Below are 16,748 nucleotides of genomic sequence, written 5' to 3' on the forward strand. Positions count from 1 at the left end.
GACCCAGTCATCACAACCAGGCCCGCAGGGCAACTTCTCTATCTTATCTGAGCCATTCAGCATGTCAAACCGACACGCCGTCAGACCCAAATTCGAGTAATTGTTCGAAGCGATCAAGCGCTTCGAGGCAACTTCTCTATCTTACCCGGTGGCAACCGTTTGTCAAATCGGCGATCCGAGCGAAACTCGGTTGCGATCTGCGGTACCACAGAGCATCCCGACTCAGATTCTCACCGAAGTGATCTTCTGTGTTGGGAGGTGGTCCGCTACTTGAGGGGAGCTGGGCCTGGGCCCTGTCTCAACCCTGTGGGGCGAACAAGTAATAACTTACGCGGGATCTGGAAGTCGGGCAAATCACGGCAGCCCCCCGGGCGTGTCCGAGCGGACGTTGGAACGCTTCTCCCCAGGTCACGCGCAGTTTCTTAGTGCGGATCATTCCCTGAGGCGTACGATCGTGCCATGGATTCGCTCCCCACCAGCGCGGAGACCGGGGCATCCCCTCGGCGAATTGTCCCTCTCCCTTCTCGTCTTGCGACCGGAGATCTGGCATGGGCCAGTGTCGCGTCGGTTTGGCTCGGCGCTGGTATCAGTCATGCTCCGCAGCTTGACCCCGATCGCATCGCGATGGCGTACCGCAGCGACCGGCTGTTGCGCATTGACGGCGAGCAGCCGCCCGTGTGGTCGCCGTTCTCCGGTTTCTGGCAGACGAAGGACGGCTGGCTACGCACTCACGGCAACTATCCGCATCATGCACGTGCATTGTGTCTCGGTCTCGGACTCGGACTCCCCCATGACATCAGCATCGACGACTTGCGCTCATCGTTGACTTCGGCATCCGTTGCGGAGTCCGTCAATCGCATCACCACCGCTGGCGGGCTTGCCGTTGCCGTGATGCCTGAGAACTCGGCGCGCGATTCAGCGTTACGTGCGCAACCTCTCGTCGACATCCGACGCATAGGCGATACCGCACCACGTGCACGCCGGAACCCGCCGCGTCCGCAGGCGCCGCTCAGCGGCATCCGCGTTCTCGACCTCACGCGCGTCATTGCCGGCCCGGTCTGCACTCGCACTCTCGCTCTGCTGGGCGCAGATGTTCTGCGCATCGATCCTCCTCACATTCCGGAGCCGGAATGGCAGCACCTCGATACCGGCCACGGCAAGCGGACAACTCTTCTTGACGCACGATCCGAACAGATGACAGCACTGCTCGAGGAAGCGGATGTCGTTGTGCTCGGCTACCGCCCGGCAGCCCTTACACGCCTCGGGCTCTCCCCCGGCCAACTCGGCGAGCGATATCCCGGGCTGATCATCGTGCAGTTGAGCGCGTGGGGGCTGGATCAGCCAGACCGTGCGGGCTTCGACAGCCTCGTGCAAGCGGAATCCGGAATCGCACTCATCGAATCCGTCGACGGTGAAGTTCCCGGCGCACTTCCCGCGCAGGCTCTTGATCACAGCGCCGGCTATCTGCTGGCGGCCGCCGTGTGCGCAGTGGTAGATCGGCGCGTTCGCGAAGGAGGAACGTGGCACATCGCCACGTCATTGCGTCGCGTCGCCGCCGAGCTGCTCGGGATGCCGAGGCGTGATGCCCCGGAACCAGAACGAGAGATCGACCCGGCCATGCACACTCAGAATTTCAGTGTTGATGGCCATGCGCTCATCACTGCTGCGCCGGTGCTGCCCGGGTTCAGCTTCGCGCCACCCCGACCGTGGGGCCGCGACGCGCCACAGTGGTGAGGATCACACACAGGGCGAGAGTGAGCATCGCCCAGAACCCACATGCTGGTGGCAGCACACGGTAAGCGAGGTGCCGGATCGTGAATTCCTCAGTGAAGGGCCCGAACACGACGTAGCCGATCACCCATGATCCGATGAGGATGACGGGGAGCGAAATCCACCAGGCCACGCGCACCCAGTGGGGAAGCACCTGCCTCACCACGCCTCCCGGTTCGGTCCGACGTAGCCAGAGCAGCGCCCAGATTGCGATGATCAACAGGCCGACGACGCTCGAACCGTGCTGCAGCCATTTGAAGCCCTGCAAAGGACCCCACTGATCCGCGAGCGCTGGTAGCAGCTCGCTCCCCCATCGTTCCTCATGCGTGAACAGGTCCCAGAGGATGTGCGAGATCACCCCAAGCAGCAACGACACCGCGAGCAGCAGCGGGTAGAACCGGTTCTTGCCGACGCCGATGGCGAGGCGGGCAGCATCCCATGGCTCCTGACTCCACTCGTCAGGAAGCCTGCGCGCGAGCCAGGACGGCGACAGCTCCCGAGTGGCAGGACGAAGTACGATCCGCCACAGCAGGAACAGCCCGAGCGCGATCACGCCGGTCCATATGATGTTCGCGATCGTGTGCGTGAAGTTGTAGGTGATACCGAAACCGCGCAGGAACAGCGGCAGATCCGGTGTCATCGCACCGATCGCGATCGCCGCAGGAATCAGTGGCGTGCGCAGGAACGGCAGCGCCACCACCGCATGGCTCGGCGTGAACGGCATGGCTTCAGCCCAGGAAGATGCCTGCGAGGGTCTTCTTGCCTCGGCGCAGCACCGATACACCACCGGGTAGGGTTCCCTGCACGACTGCAGCGCCGTCCTCGATACGGGCACCGTCGAGTGAGACACCCCCCTGGGTGATCGCGCGGCGCGCCTCGGAAAGGCTCGCGACGAGTCCAGTCGCGACGAGCGCGTCGACGACCGTTGTTCCGACCGAGACTGTCGCGTTGGGCAGTTCCTCGAGTGCCGAACGGAGCGTCACAGCATCCAGCGCAGTCAGATCACCCTGGCCGAAGAGCGCTTCGGATGCCGCGATGACGGCGGCCGTCGCATCGATACCGTGCACCGTGGCGACGACCTCAAGGGCGAGTCGCTTCTGCGCGGCACGACGGAACGGCTCGGACTCGACGAGCGCCGCGTAATCCTCGATTTCAGCCCTCGTGAGAAAGGTGAAGATCTTCAGACGTTCGATGACGTCGGCATCGGCGCTACTGAGCCAGAACTGGTACATCCGGTAGGGGCTGCACATCTCGGCATCAAGCCAGATGGCGTTACCCTCGCTCTTGCCGAATTTGGTGCCGTCACTGTTCGTGATCAGCGGCGTGCCGATCGCATGTGCAGACTCCCCCTCGACACGACGGATGAGGTCGGTGCCACTGGTGAGGTTGCCCCACTGATCGGAGCCCCCCGTCTGCAGCACACAGTCGTACTGGCGGTAGAGCTCCAGAAAGTCCATTCCCTGCAGAATCTGGTAGCTGAACTCCGTGTAGCTGATGCCGGCATCGGAGTTCAGCCGCGCAGCGACCGCGTCCTTTTTCAGCATGGTTCCGACGCGGTAGTGCTTGCCGATCTCGCGCAGGAAGTCGATCGCCGACATCGGCGCCGTCCAGTCGAGGTTGTTCACGAGCCTGGCAGCGTTGTCACCTTCGAAGCTGAGGTAGCGCTCGACCTGCGAGCGCAGGCGACCAACCCATTCCGCGACAGTCTCGGGCGTGTTGAGCGTGCGCTCAGCTGTCGGCCGCGGGTCACCAACAAGACCAGTCGAGCCGCCCACGAGTCCGAGCGGCTTGTGTCCAGCGAGCTGCAGTCGACGAAGCAGAAGCAACTGCACGAGGTTTCCCAGGTGCAGGCTCGGCGCCGTCGGGTCGAATCCGCAGTAATACGTGATCGGGTCCCCAGCGAGAAGGGCGCGCAGCGCCTCCTGGTCAGTGGACACGTGGACAAGGCCACGCCACACGATCTCATCCCACACATTTTCGAACGTGGGATCGATCGCCGGGGCGGCAGTTGTCAGAGCAGAATTCGACACGCGCTCCAGGCTATCAGCGCGGATCCTCCTCCAACTCACGGATGTACCCGGCGAACCCCGGCACGGGAATGGTCACTGTGCCATGCCCTTCGGAGCGGATCAGGCCTTTCGCGATCAGGCGCGCACGCACCGAGGAGAGGCTGCGCGAGGAAACATCCAGCACCTCAGCCAGGTCGGCCCGGTCGACGGTGACGTCACGCTCCTGCAACCAGGCGACAGCAACGAGGAAGCGTCGCTGATTCGGCGTGGTGTTTGCCCAGCGTGCGGCGAAGAGGTTTCGCAGGTCGCGGTCGACACTCGCACGTGCCGTCTTCACATTGCGCTTGGTGATCGTGCCGCCGGCATCCGGTCGCCCTGCCGCAACCCACGCGGCGTCACCATAGAGCTGCACTGCGTAGGGGTATCCGGCAGCGAGTTCCGCGGCCCGCTCGAGCGCGTCCGAATCCCATGCGACGTTCAGCTCCGCTGCGGGATCCCGCAGTGCTGCCACCTGCGCGCCGACCGACAGCATCTCCAGCGGGCGATACGCGAAACGCTCGCTGAAGGTGACGGCATCGGCGATCTGCTCCGGAGCGTTCGGAAGACCAGCGGCATACACCGCGGCAGGAATGTCCGGATGCTCCGCCTGCAGGTGCTGCCATGCATAGGCAAGCGTCCGGATGCCGTCCGCATCCGCCGACTGCACCTCGTCGATGAAGAGCACCAGGGCCTTCACCCGCTTGCGATCCTCCGCAGTCGCGCGAATCAGCTTCTCGAGCGTGCGTGCGCCGACGGTTTCGGCCATGGTCGCGGCCTTGGTCTTCACGCTGGTCTTAGCGCTGACGGAGGCAACCCCTGGCACACCGATCGTGACCGTCAACTCGTCTAGATGCTCGCGGATCGTAGCCGCCGCTGCCTGTGGCCACGAGCGTGTGGCTTCGCGGATGCCGTCGATGATTTGAGCGACCAGTCCCGCTGACTCGCCCGCCGTGACCCAGATGCAGAGCGCTTCACGTTCTTCGGCGAGGCGTTGATAGGCACGCAGCAGCGAGGTCTTACCGATGCCGCGTTCGCCAAATGCCACGTGGACGCGGCCGATCAGCCTTTGGAGGTCGACCATGAGCGAGAGCCGCTCGGTGAACTCCTCGATCAGCTCACCGCGACCGGGAACAGCGCGTGCGATTTCACCTGGCGTGTACGGGCTCGGCTGCATTGCACGCTCCAAACAGATACATCGGGATACTTGGGCCCAAGTATCTCAAAGTATCCAGGCGGCGGCAATGATTACATCAGAGCCCGAGAGCGTGCGCGGCTGACTGCGCGCGGGCGATGAGCTCGGCCCGCTGCTCGGCGACGCGTACGGGCGCAGTGCCGCCCGCCCCGGTGCGAGACGCCACCGACCCTTCGATGCTCAGCACTTCGCGCACTTCGGGGGTGAGATGCGGTGAGACCTGCGCGAGCAGCTCATCCGATGCATCCTCAAGACCGATCTCCTGCAGTTCACAGGCCTTGACCAGCGCGCCGGAGATTTCGTGCGCATCGCGGAACGGGACGCGGCGCTTGACCAGCCATTCGGCGACATCTGTCGCGAGCGAGAAGCCCTGCGGGGCAAGTGCTGCCATCCGCTCGGTGTGGAAAGTGAGCGTCGCGACCATGCCGGCGAATGCGGGCAACACGACCTCGAGAGTGTTCACCGAGTCGAAGACCGGCTCCTTGTCCTCCTGCAGATCACGGTTGTACGCGATCGGCAGCCCCTTCAGCGTGGCCATGAGGCCGGACAGGTTACCGATCAGCCGGCCGGACTTGCCACGGGCGAGCTCAGCGATATCGGGATTCTTCTTCTGCGGCATGATGCTCGACCCGGTCGAGTAGCTGTCATGCAGTGTGACGAAACCGAACTCGCGCGTGTTCCAGAGGATGATCTCCTCGCTCAAACGCGAGAGGTCGACGCCGATCATCGCCGTGATGAACGCGAACTCCGCAACCACGTCGCGCGCGGAGGTGCCGTCGAGCGAATTCTCCGCTGGGCGGTCGAGCCCGAGCTCACGAGCGACCAGCGCGGGGTCGAGACCCAGAGTCGAGCCTGCGAGCGCTCCCCCGCCGTAGGGCGAGACGCCGGCACGCACGCGCCAGTCGACGAGGCGTTCAAGTTCGCGCACGAGCGGCCAGGCGTGCGCCTGCAGGTGGTGGGCAAGCAGCACTGGCTGCGCGTGCTGCAGGTGGGTGCGTCCGGGGAGGATCGCTCCGGGGTGCGCTTCGGCTTGTGCAACGAGAGCGTCGATGACGCGCAGGATGTCGCGGGCGATGACCTTGGCGTGATCGATCAGGTACATCCGCACGAGCGTGGCGATCTGGTCGTTGCGGCTGCGGCCCGCCCGGAGGCGTCCGCCGAGCTCGGCACCGAGTTCGACGATCAGCGCCTGCTCGAGGGCTCCGTGCACATCCTCGTCAGAGGGTGCCGGACGCAGCGTGCCGTCGGCGACCTTTCGCGCGACGGCATCCAAGCCCGCGTGCATCCGCTGCTCTTCGTCTGCCTCGAGGTACCCGGCTGCGGCAAGAGCCTTGGCGTGCGCGTGCGAGCCCGCGATGTCGTAGGGCGCGAGGATCCAGTCGAAGTGCGTGGACCGGCTGAGCTCCACCAATTCGGGAGACGGTCCACTCGCGAATCGTGCACCCCAGAGTGCGCCCTCATTCGTGCCGTCGTTCTTCGCCTCGCTCATGGTTCCAGCCTAGCGGCGCACCGGGCTGGGCCCGACGGCTCTCGTGGCTCGCTCGAGCACCCACTCCAGCGGACCTCGACCGATCAGCAGCGCCCACGCCGTGCAACCGAGAATCGTGCCGATCGCGAGAGGCCAGAACGGCTCGAGCGCCACAAACCCGAAGAAGTCGCTGGTGTTGCCCAGCGTCGTCAGTGCGACCGCTGCCCAGACCAGCAGCTGAACCGTGTAGGCGGTCAGCGGCATGGCTCCGGTTGCGCGCAATGGCAAGGTGACTGCCTTCAGCACGCGCAGGCGGCACAGCAGAAGACACGTGCCGATGACTGCGATGACGAACCCGCCCGAGCCGATGACCTCGAACAGACCGGAGGAGTGCGGCTCGGCCGTCCACACAGACGCCCAGTACTCGTCGTCCTGCGGCAGTGGCAGTGTTGCCAGGGCGTATCCGACTGCGGCCAGCGCCGCTCCCCCGAACAGCATCCGCACCTGCACCACGAGTCGAGTCACTCCCGCCCTCGCAACGCCGAGACCGGCGAGGACGAATGCGATCCATACGGTGAACGGATAGTGCCACCCCAGCATCGCGTCGACCTCGCCGTCGATAGGCAGCCCCGCGAACACCGGCTGCACAAACGGCATGACGATGCCCAGCCCTGCCGCGATCCACAGCAGCGTGCGCGCAGACAGCGAGGTGAACGGCAACACCAGCAGGAACAGGATCGCGTAGGCGGGCAGGATCACGTACACCGGCACACCAGTGAGGATCAGCAGCACGCCGAGCACCCAGAGGATGAGAGCGCGCAGCACGAGCTTCAACCGGGCGACAGCCATCCGCTTGGCCGGAAGCGGCGTGCGCCCACCGGTGACCAGCCCGATGGAGACACCGGCAAGAGTCGCGAACAGGATCGACGAGCGGCCGTCGACGACCGCCATCCACGTGGTGGGGTCGGTCCAGATGAAGCCGTCGGCGATCAGCAGCAGGTGCGCCGCGAACATCCCGAGCACGGCGAGACCGCGCGCCAGATCAACACCCGCGATGCGAGCGGGACCATTCAGACGACGCCAGTGGGTCGTCGGCCATCCCGCTCGCATCAGTGGAGACTCAGTTCTGGCGAAGCAGCCAGACCAGGAGTGCCTTCTGGGCGTGCAGGCGGTTCTCCGCCTCGTCCCAGACGACACTCTGCGGTCCGTCGATGATCTCGGAGTCGACCTCGTAGCCACGGTCGGCGGGAAGGCAATGGATGAAGATCGCCTCCGGGTCAGCGAGGCTCATGGTCTCCGCGGTGACCTTGTACCCGCCGAGATCGCGGATGCGCGCGAGCTTCTCCTCTTCCTTGCCCATCGACACCCAGGTGTCGGTGACGATGACGTCTGCACCTGCAGCTGCTTCGACGGGGTCGGTGAACAGCGTGATCGAACCACCGGTCTCGGCGGCGCGACGGTCAGCGTCCGCGACGACATCGGCGCGCGGAGAGTAAGACTCGGGCGACGCGATGCGCACGTGCATGCCGGCTGTGACGCAGGCAAGCGCATAGGAGTGCGCCATGTTGCTCTCACCATCGCCGAAGAACGTCAGCGTCAGCCCCTTGAGCTCACCCTTGTGCTCGCGGATCGTGAGCAGGTCGGCGAGCAGCTGGCAGGGGTGGAAGTCATCGGAGAGCGCGTTGACGACCGGCACACGGGTGCCCTCGGCCATTTCCTCGAGCCCCGCCTGCGCGTAGGTACGCCAGACGATGGCGGCGACCTGGCGCTCGAGCACGCGGGCCGTGTCGGACGGGGTCTCTTTGCCGCCGAGCTGACTGCTCGCGGTCGAGATGATCAGTGGCGTGCCGCCGAGATCGGCGATACCGACCGCGAACGAGACTCGAGTACGAGTGGACGACTTGTCGAAGATGACCGCGACGGTCTGCGGACCGGCGAGCGACTTGTCAGCCCAACGGTCCTTCTTCAGCTCGATCGCGAGGTCGAGGATCTCCGCCTGCTCGGCGGGGGTGAGGTCATCGTCACGCAACAGGTGGCGGGTCATGCGGGTACCTTTCCGGTTTCGGATGCCGCGATGCTCGTCTGCACGTCGGCGAGAGCTGCAGAGAACAGCGTCTGGAATTCTTCGATCTCGGCGTCGCCGATGTTCAGGGCCGGCGCAATGCGCACCGTAGAGGGATTCGCCGCGTTGATGATGAGCCCGCGCTCCTGTGCCGCGGCGACGACGTCACCGGCGACCGGAGCGGTCAACGCCACACCGATAAGCAGGCCACGTCCGCGAACCGCATCGACCAGCTCAGAGTCGAGCCCTTCGATGAGGGTGCGCAGCTGCGCGCCACGCGTCGCGGCGTTCTCCACGAGCCCCGCGTTCTCGATCTCGGCAAGCACCGCGTTGGCCACGGCAGTGCCCAACGGGTTCCCGCCGAAGGTCGATCCGTGGGACCCAGGGGTGAGCAGCGCGCTCGCCGCACCGAAGGTGACGAGTGCGCCGATCGGGAAGCCTCCGCCGATGCCCTTGGCGAGCGTGATGGCGTCAGGGGTTATGCCCTCGTGATTGAAGCCGAACCATGCGCCGGTGCGGCCGGCGCCGGTCTGGATCTCGTCGACGATGAGCAGCGCGCCGTGCTTCAGCGTGAGCGCACGTGCCGCTGCGAGATAGCCCTCCGGCAGTTCGACGACGCCAGCCTCACCCTGGATGGGCTCGACGAAGACAGCGGCGACGCGGTCGTCCAACGCTGCCTCGAGAGCCTCAATGGTGGCCGGAATGTGCTCGACGCCGCCAGGCATCGGCTCGAAGGGCGCCCGGTAGGCCTTCTTCGCGGTCAGGGCGAGCGATCCCATGGTGCGTCCATGGAAGGCACTGTCCAGAGCCAGGATGCGGGGGCGCTCTGCTCCGCCGTGCAGACGTGCCAGTTTGAACGCGGCTTCGTTGGCCTCGGCGCCCGAGTTCGAGAAGAACACCCGCCCGTCGATACCGGCACCTGCCAGACGCTTCAATCGCGCAGCAAGTTCAAGCTGCGGCGGCGTGGCGAAGTAGTTCGACACGTGCGAGAGGATCGCGGCCTGCTTGGAGATCGCCTCGACGAACACCGGGTGCGCATGGCCGAGCGAGGTCACCGCGATGCCTGCGAGGAAGTCGAGGTGGCGCTTGCCGTCACCGTCCCAGAGATAGGAGCCTTCGCCGCGGGTCAGCAATGCCAACCGGTCGCCTGCGTTGAGCACCAGATCCCGTGCTGCTTCTTCCTGCCAGACGGTCATGCCGTCACCCCCGAATTTCCGAGTACCACTTGTGTTCCGATTCCCTTGCTTGTGAAGAGTTCGACGAGCACCGAGTGCGGCACACGTCCGTCAATGATGGCTGCGGCGTCCACTCCGCCTTCGACCGCATCCAGGCACGCACGCATCTTCGGGATCATTCCCGATTCCAGCGTCGGCAGCATCTCTGTGAGCTGCGCCGACGTGAGGTGCGATACGAGCGAATCCCGGTTCGGCCAGTCTGCGTACAGCCCGGGAACGTCTGTGAGGACGACCAGCTTGCGTGCATTCAGTGCGACAGCCAGAGCGGATGCCGCGGCATCCGCATTCACGTTCAGCGACTGCCCTGGGTGATCAAGATCGGGCGCGATGCTGGAGATCACCGGAATGCGGCCCGCCGCCAGGTGATCGAGCACCGCGGTCGGGTCAACCTGCACGACATCGCCGACGCGCCCGAGATCGATCGTTTCACCGTCAATGACGACACCACGGCGGCGTCCGCCGAAGAGTCCTGCGTCTTCTCCGCTGAGACCGGTCGCAATCGGACCGTGCGAGTTGATCTTCGCGACGAGCTGCGGGTTCACCTGACCGGTCAGCACCATGCGCACGACGCTGATCGCCTCGGTGTTGGTGACTCGGTAGCCGCCCTTGAACTCGCTGGGGATCGCAAGGCGATCGAGCATGTTCGAGATCTGCGGCCCGCCGCCGTGCACGACGACCGGCTGCACGCCGACGTAGCGCAGGTAGGCGATGTCTTGCGCGAAGGCCTCCTGCAACTCATCCGAGACCATCGCATTGCCGCCGTACTTGACGACGACGATCTGATCGCGGAACTTCTTCAGCCACGGCAGCGACTCGATAAGCGTCGTGGCCTTCACCGCAGCGACGTCGGGAGGTGTGTCCTGAATATCAGTCATGAGGCGTACGCACTGTTCTCGTGCACGTAATCGTGCGTGAGGTCGTTGGTGCGAATCGTCGCCTCAGCCTCGCCCACCTGGAGGTCAATCAGCAGATCGGTGGCGCGCGGGGTGAGATCGACTTCCTCACGCGGCCGGTCAGGTCCGCCCTCGCTGCACACCCGCACGCCGTTCATCCAGACATCGACGTTGTATGGGTCGAACTTGGCATTGGTCGTGCCGATCGCGGCGAGCACGCGGCCCCAGTTCGGGTCGTTGCCGAAGATCGCCGCTTTGAAAAGGTTGTTACGGGCGACAGAGCGGCCGACTTCCACTGCGTCCTGCTCGCTGACAGCGTTCGTGACGCGGATCGTGATGTCATGACTCGCGCCTTCGGCATCGCCCTGCAGTTTGATCGCGAGCTGGTCGCTGAGCTCGGTCAGCGCGAGCGCGAAGTCATCCAGATCAGGACGGATGCCACTGGCGCCGTTGGCGAGCAGCGTCACCTGGTCATTGGTCGACATGCACCCGTCGGAGTCGAGCCGATCGAAGGTCTGACCGGTGGCGCGGCGAAGAGCGGTATCGGCTTCGAGTGCGTCGAGGTCAGCGTCGGTCGTGATGACGACGAGCATCGTCGCAAGGCCAGGTGCCAGCATCCCGGCGCCCTTAGCCATGCCGCCGATCGTCCAGCCGTCGCGCGTGATGACGGCGGTCTTGGCGACCGTGTCGGTCGTCATGATGGCCTGGGCTGCGAGGTCTCCGCCGTCGGCGCTGAGTTCGGCGATTGCCTGCTCGGTACCGGCGAGCACCTTGTCGCGGAATGTCTGATCGCCGGTGCCGATGAGGCCGGTGGAGCAGACCAGAATGTCGCCGGCGCTCACGTTCAGCAACTCGGCGGCCTTCTCGGCGGTCTGATGTGTGGTCTGGAAGCCGAAGCTGCCGGTGAAGCAGTTCGCGCCACCGGAGTTCAGCACGATGGCTTCGACCGTACGATCGGCGATCACCTGCTGTGACCAGATGATCGGGTTCGCCTTGGCACGGTTGCTGGTGAAAACAGCGGCGCCGATCTTGCGCGGTCCGCGGTTGACGACGACAGCGAGGTCGGGCTTTCCTGTCGACTTGAGACCTGCGACGATACCGGCCGCTTCGAATCCTTGAGGTGCAGTGACGCTCACGGGGCGACTCCGTTCAGTGAGAGGGCCCGGTCTTCGGGAAGACCCAGCGCGAGGTTCATGGATTGGATGGCCGCGCCGGCCGTGCCTTTGACGAGGTTGTCGACCGCAGTGACAACGGTGACGCGATTCGCTGCGCGGTCGATTGCGAGGCCGATGAGGGCGGTGTTGGCGCCTATGACGTCCGCGGTGCGTGGGAACTGCCCCTCGGGTAGTAGCTGTACGAAGGTCTCGCCGGCGTAAGCGGTCTCCCATGCGGCGCGGATCTCGGCGTCAGAAACGCCGGGAACGATCGGCGCCGTGGACGTGGCGAGGATGCCGCGCGCCATCGGCACGAGCACGGGTGTGAAGGAGATGCGCACGGTCTCGGCGCCTGCCGCGGCGAGCGCCTGCTGGATCTCCGGGATGTGCCGATGAGTGCCGCCGACCGCGTAGGGGTTCGCCGAGCCGAGGATCTCACTGGCCAGCAGGTTGGTCTTCATGCTCTTACCCGCGCCCGAAGGCCCGACCGCGAGCACCGAGACGATGTCGCTGGGGTCGATGACTCCGGCGGCCACGCCCGGTGCGAGGCTCAAGCTCACTGTGGATGCGTTGCAGCCGGGGGCTGCGATGCGCTTCGCGCCGCGTAGGTGCTCCCGTTGCTTCACGCCATTAATGAGCAGCTCCGGCACACCATAGGCCCACGGCTCATGGAAGTGCCCACCGTAGAAGGCATCCCAGGATTCCTGTGATGTCAGGCGGTGATCGGCACCCGCATCGATGATGAGGGGCACATCGTCCAGGGCATCCGTGTACTGGCCGGACTGGCCGTGTGGGAGGGCGAGGAAGACAATGTCGTGTCCCGCAAGAATCTCGGGGGTGGTGTCCTGCAGCGTGAGATGCGCGAGCGAACGCAGGTGCGGCTGATGCTGGATCAGCGGCTGCCCGGCGTTGGAGTGCGCGGTAACGGTGCGGATCTCGATATCAGGGTGACTCGCAAGCAGGCGCAGAATCTCGCCGCCCGCATAGCCGGATGCGCCGGAGACGGCGACGGTATACGTCATGGTTCTACCTTAACGGTCTGGGGGTGGTGGGCCGAAGGCGGCGACACCGGTGCTCAACCCGCTGAGCCGAAGATCGGCGTTCGGGGAACACGGGGTCGCCTATAGTCGGCGGCCGCCCAGCCGGCTGCGGCGTCGGCGCACGACGACGACGCTCGGAGCGAGCGTCAGTGAAGCGGATGCGGCCGAAGGCATGTGGTGAGAATAGACCCGCGGCCGCAGCATCCGCAAATCGCGCGTGTGTCAGGTGCGCCTCATGATCCCGTAGGAGCGGCGAAGAATGCCCGCTCATGCCGGGCCGACGCCTCGAATGCCGTCCGCATCCGGGCGCGGGTGGCAGGCGCAGCCGTCGTTGCCGCAGCAGCCACGTACGCGATCGCTCGACCCGTGGCATCCTCGAACGCGGGGTCGGCATAGGTGGCCAGCCAGGATGCGTACGGATGCTCCGCGCTCTGCGCATACGCGCCGAAATCTCCCGCGTGCAGCCGCTGGCCGAGGTCGGTGTACAGCCAGAAGCACGGAAGCGCTGCCGCAATGAGTTCTGGATAGCTCCCGGAGTGAGCGGCCGCCCGCAGATGATTGAGATACGCGGTGGTCGCCGGCGCTGGTTCCGCGGCGAATGTGTCAGGTGTGACACCCTGCGCCGGGGTGAGCCAGGACGCGTGCAGTTCGAGCTCACCGGTGATGGCGCCGTGTGCAGACTGTGCCCAGAATGCCTGTTCCGCGGACGTGGGCGCGAGCCGCGCTGCATCGGCGAGCACCCTGGCGTATTCACGTAGGTACAGGGCATCCTGCGCGAGGTAGAACAGGAACAGTTCCTGCCGGAGGGTGCCGTCAGCGAGTGCGCGGATGAAAGGCAACGCGTCGATGTCGGCACGTATCTGTGCGGTCGCATCCCACCATTCGGCGGTGAGCTCTTGCACTGTGGGGCGAGTCTGCAGACCGCCGCGCTCCCAGAGGCCCGCGAAATGGTGCACGGGGCCGTGTCCCCTTCCGACGTCGAGATCGGCGCCAGCTCTGAGCGATTCGCGCAGCCAGGAACGAGCGGATGCCACGGCCTGTGGCCATTCGTCGCCACGAGCGCGCCGGGTGGCGAGCGCTGCCGAGAGCGAGCATCCGGTGCCGTGTGTGCTCGTGGTCTCGATACGCGTGCCGGGGAATTCGTGCACCGTGTTTGCATCAGTGCCTGCCTCTACGAGCGCGTCTGGTGCGTCGTCTCCTGTCAGGTGGCCGCCTTTCACGAGCACCGCCGTTCCCGTACGCTCGGCCAGTTCGCGTGCGACGGCGATGCCTTCCGCCCAGTCATCGATGGCGTCTCGGCCCGTGAGCGTGCCCAGTTCGGGGAGGTTCGGAGTGATGACATCCGCGTATTGCAGCAGATCGTGGAGCGCGGCTTCCGCTTCGGCGTCCAGCAGACGATCTCCGCTGGTGGCGACCATAACCGGGTCCAGGACGACGACAGGCGGGCGTACCTCTGCAAGCCAGGAGATGACCGTACGGATGACGTCTGCGCCCGCGAGCATCCCGATCTTCACCGCATCGATCTCGATGTCGTCCGAGATCGCATCCAGCTGCGCACGCAGGAAGTCCGTCGGTGGCACGTGCACTGCGCGCACTCCCTGCGTGTTCTGTGCGGTGAGTGCGGTGATCACGGCCATCCCGTAGCCGCCGTTGGCTGCGATCGACTTGAGATCGGCCTGGATGCCGGCGCCGCCGGAGGGGTCGCTACCCGCGATGCTGAGAATCCGCGGCACTGTCTCTCCGCGCCACCGACGGCGGAAGACCTGGGCAGCCGCACGCGGGTCTTCGGCTGCGCACAGCGCCGAAACCAGCGCGACTCCGGCAGCGCCGGCGGCGCGCAACGCCGCGACATCATCAAGGCCGACCCCCCCGATCGCGACGCACGGCAGCGGGCTCGCCGCAGCGAAGGCACGGAAGCCGTCGATGCCCAATGCCGGCGGATGATCGGGCTTCGTACTGGTCGGGCGGATGACTCCGACCCCGAGGTGATCGATGGTTCCGGCGGGAAGTGCGCGCACGGCCTCGAGGTGCTCAGGAGTGTTCGCGGTGAGGCCGATGATGGCGTCGACCCCGAGCATTTCGCGGGCGTGCAGCACCGAGACGTCCCCCTGTCCGAGGTGAACGCCGTCGACGCGCGCTCCCCGCTCCCGCGCGGCCAGGGCTGCGTCCAGGCGGTCGTTGACGAGGAGTAACGCGCGCCCGTCGATCACATGGGACAGCTCCACCAGTTGCTCGACGATGTCGGCATCAGCCGCCATCTTGTCGCGCAGCTGCACGATACGCACACCACCGGCGACCGCGCGCCGCACAGTCTCTACGACGCCGCGGCTGCCGCACAGCTCGGGGTCGGTGACGAGATAGATCGAGAGGTCGACGTTCATCGCTCGCTCCTTCCGATTCGGGCTGCGGCCGCGATGTCTTCGGGTTCGAGCGCGGCGAGCGCATCGAGCAGCGCGACCGCGAAGCTTCCCGGTCCGTGAGACTGCGCGGCCGCACGCTCAGCGGCAACCGTGTACACGAGGCTTGCCGAGGCGACCGTCCTCAGTGTGGATACGTCGGTGCCGCGTGCGACGCCGAGGAACGCGGCCATGATGGCACCGAGGGCACACCCGCCACCCGTTACCTTGGTGAGCAGCTCATGGCCGTTCGAGATGCGAATGATCTCTTCACCGTCGGTGATGAGATCAACGGGGCCCGATACGGCGACGATGCTTCCGAAGCGCTGGGCGAGGGATCGTGCGGCATCGGATGCGGCATCCGTCGTGTCGGTGGCATCCACTCCCCTGCCGCCCGCGGTCATACCAGCCAGTGCGAGGACCTCGGAGGCGTTTCCTCGAATAGCTGTTGGACGTTTCGCTACGAGTTCATGGGCCAGCGCGGTGCGCACCGGCAGTGCGCCGATCGCGACGGGGTCGAGCACCCAGGGCGTGCCTGAGGCCGCGGCTCCGGTGGCCGCCTCGCGGCAGGCGTCTCGCTGCTCTGGCGTCGGGGTGCCGAGGTTCAGCAGAACGCCAGAGGCGATGCCGGCGAACATCTCGGTCTCCCCCACGATGTCGACCATCGCGGGCGCTGCACCGATAGCCAGCAGCACGTTCGCGGTGAAGCCGGTCACGACGGCGTTCGTGATGCAGTGCGTGAGCGGTGGTTCAGCCCGCAGAGACGTCAGCAGCTGGGCCGCGTCTTCGACGAGGGTGGTGGACGGTGGACGCAGAAGATCGCTCAATGCGACATCCCTTCGCTAGTACGAACTAGATCAGGTTCGACGGGTATGGTCTCAGCCGCCCTGTGGCGGCACCCCGTGTCACTGCTCGGAGTCTAGCGGAGCGTGAATCACGCCAGGCCTGGCGCTACCGGTCAAGATCGAAAGCGAGTGATACCGCGGTGGCGAGCTGTGATTCCTGCGACTCGGTGAGGAATCCGATCGTTCGCCCGAGCGCGGATGCCGGAATGGTCACGGTGTTGTCGAGCGCGATGGCGCATGCGTGATCGAGACCGTTCTCACGCCCGAGCGACACCTCGCTGCTGAGGCCTTTCACGGTCGATGTGATCGGCGCGACCGTCACCTTCGTCATCGCTGCGCGCGCTGCTTCCCGGGTGAGCACAACCACCGGTCGAGTTTTGTCGAGACGCGCGAGGCAGATCTCTCGCATCAGTCGCGCTCGATCTCGAAATGGCCAGTCACCCAGTCGACAAGGCCGTCAAGATCATCGTCCGCACCCTTGGCACGAAGAACCGCGGCGTCACGCTCTGCCGCGCGGCGCCTCAACTCGCGCTGAATCGCGACAGACACCAACTCGGTGCGATTGGCGACGTCGCCCGCGGCCACGAGAGCATCCATCTGGGAGACGGTGTCGTCTGGCAACCGAACTGCGATTTGCGTGCTCAT

15 protein-coding genes and 1 riboswitch are annotated in these 16,748 nt (G+C 65.6%); of the genes, 1 reads left to right on the top strand and 14 read right to left on the bottom strand.

Annotated elements, in window-relative coordinates:
• The first annotated feature begins 459 nt into the window (after nt 1-459).
• Complete coding sequence (locus ACSU1G_RS13410; protein WP_439280460.1) at nt 460-1,734, top strand: CoA transferase; 1,275 nt, start codon at nt 460-462, stop codon at nt 1,732-1,734.
• Here ACSU1G_RS13410 and ACSU1G_RS13415 read toward each other — a convergent pair.
• The 14 genes from ACSU1G_RS13415 to ACSU1G_RS13480 form a co-directional block, all read right to left on the bottom strand.
• On the bottom strand, nt 1,685-2,494 hold the full coding sequence (locus tag ACSU1G_RS13415; protein ID WP_439280461.1) for a DUF4184 family protein: 810 nt from the start codon (nt 2,492-2,494) through the stop codon (nt 1,685-1,687). The genes ACSU1G_RS13410 and ACSU1G_RS13415 overlap by 50 nt on opposite strands.
• Nucleotides 2,495-2,498: 4 nt before the next feature.
• Nucleotides 2,499-3,800, bottom strand: a complete 1,302-nt coding sequence (gene tyrS, locus ACSU1G_RS13420) for a tyrosine--tRNA ligase (protein ID WP_439280462.1) — start codon at nt 3,798-3,800, stop codon at nt 2,499-2,501.
• Between the two features lie 13 nt (nt 3,801-3,813).
• Complete coding sequence (locus ACSU1G_RS13425) at nt 3,814-4,992, bottom strand: ATP-binding protein (RefSeq protein WP_439280463.1); 1,179 nt, start codon at nt 4,990-4,992, stop codon at nt 3,814-3,816.
• Between the two features lie 76 nt (nt 4,993-5,068).
• Nucleotides 5,069-6,499, bottom strand: a complete 1,431-nt coding sequence (gene argH / locus ACSU1G_RS13430) for an argininosuccinate lyase (protein ID WP_439280464.1) — start codon at nt 6,497-6,499, stop codon at nt 5,069-5,071.
• Between the two features lie 9 nt (nt 6,500-6,508).
• Nucleotides 6,509-7,588: a heparan-alpha-glucosaminide N-acetyltransferase domain-containing protein gene (locus ACSU1G_RS13435; RefSeq protein ID WP_439280465.1), complete on the bottom strand. Its 1,080-nt coding sequence runs from the start codon at nt 7,586-7,588 to the stop codon at nt 6,509-6,511.
• Nucleotides 7,589-7,598: 10 nt separating this feature from the next.
• On the bottom strand, nt 7,599-8,522 hold the full coding sequence (gene argF, locus ACSU1G_RS13440) for an ornithine carbamoyltransferase (RefSeq protein ID WP_439280466.1): 924 nt from the start codon (nt 8,520-8,522) through the stop codon (nt 7,599-7,601).
• Entirely contained in the window at nt 8,519-9,736 is a 1,218-nt protein-coding gene (locus ACSU1G_RS13445; protein ID WP_439280467.1) for an acetylornithine transaminase, read from the bottom strand. Before ACSU1G_RS13445 ends, argF begins: the two co-directional genes overlap by 4 nt.
• Entirely contained in the window at nt 9,733-10,650 is a 918-nt protein-coding gene (gene argB / locus ACSU1G_RS13450; RefSeq protein ID WP_439280468.1) for an acetylglutamate kinase, read from the bottom strand. Before argB ends, ACSU1G_RS13445 begins: the two co-directional genes overlap by 4 nt.
• Complete coding sequence (argJ, locus tag ACSU1G_RS13455) at nt 10,647-11,804, bottom strand: bifunctional glutamate N-acetyltransferase/amino-acid acetyltransferase ArgJ (RefSeq protein ID WP_439280469.1); 1,158 nt, start codon at nt 11,802-11,804, stop codon at nt 10,647-10,649. Before argJ ends, argB begins: the two co-directional genes overlap by 4 nt.
• Nucleotides 11,801-12,844 carry an N-acetyl-gamma-glutamyl-phosphate reductase gene (argC, locus tag ACSU1G_RS13460; RefSeq protein WP_439280470.1) on the bottom strand — a complete coding sequence of 348 codons (1,044 nt, stop codon included), beginning with the start codon at nt 12,842-12,844 and terminating at the stop codon, nt 11,801-11,803. The genes argJ and argC overlap by 4 nt, the downstream gene beginning before the upstream one ends.
• A 251-nt stretch (nt 12,845-13,095) precedes the next feature.
• Complete coding sequence (thiD, locus tag ACSU1G_RS13465; protein ID WP_439280471.1) at nt 13,096-15,243, bottom strand: bifunctional hydroxymethylpyrimidine kinase/phosphomethylpyrimidine kinase; 2,148 nt, start codon at nt 15,241-15,243, stop codon at nt 13,096-13,098.
• Nucleotides 15,240-16,085, bottom strand: coding sequence for a hydroxyethylthiazole kinase (gene thiM / locus ACSU1G_RS13470; RefSeq protein ID WP_439280472.1), 846 nt, complete (start codon nt 16,083-16,085; stop codon nt 15,240-15,242). Before thiM ends, thiD begins: the two co-directional genes overlap by 4 nt.
• A riboswitch (TPP riboswitch) is annotated at nt 16,076-16,171 on the bottom strand. Its footprint overlaps the gene before it by 10 nt.
• Before the next feature lie 38 nt (nt 16,172-16,209).
• A complete protein-coding gene (locus ACSU1G_RS13475) occupies nt 16,210-16,512 on the bottom strand; it encodes a type II toxin-antitoxin system PemK/MazF family toxin (protein WP_439280473.1) in 303 nt (100 codons plus the stop codon).
• On the bottom strand, nt 16,512-16,748 hold the full coding sequence (locus tag ACSU1G_RS13480; protein WP_439280474.1) for a ribbon-helix-helix domain-containing protein: 237 nt from the start codon (nt 16,746-16,748) through the stop codon (nt 16,512-16,514). Before ACSU1G_RS13480 ends, ACSU1G_RS13475 begins: the two co-directional genes overlap by 1 nt.

It is taken from the genome of Microbacterium sp. A93 (assembly GCF_051842835.1).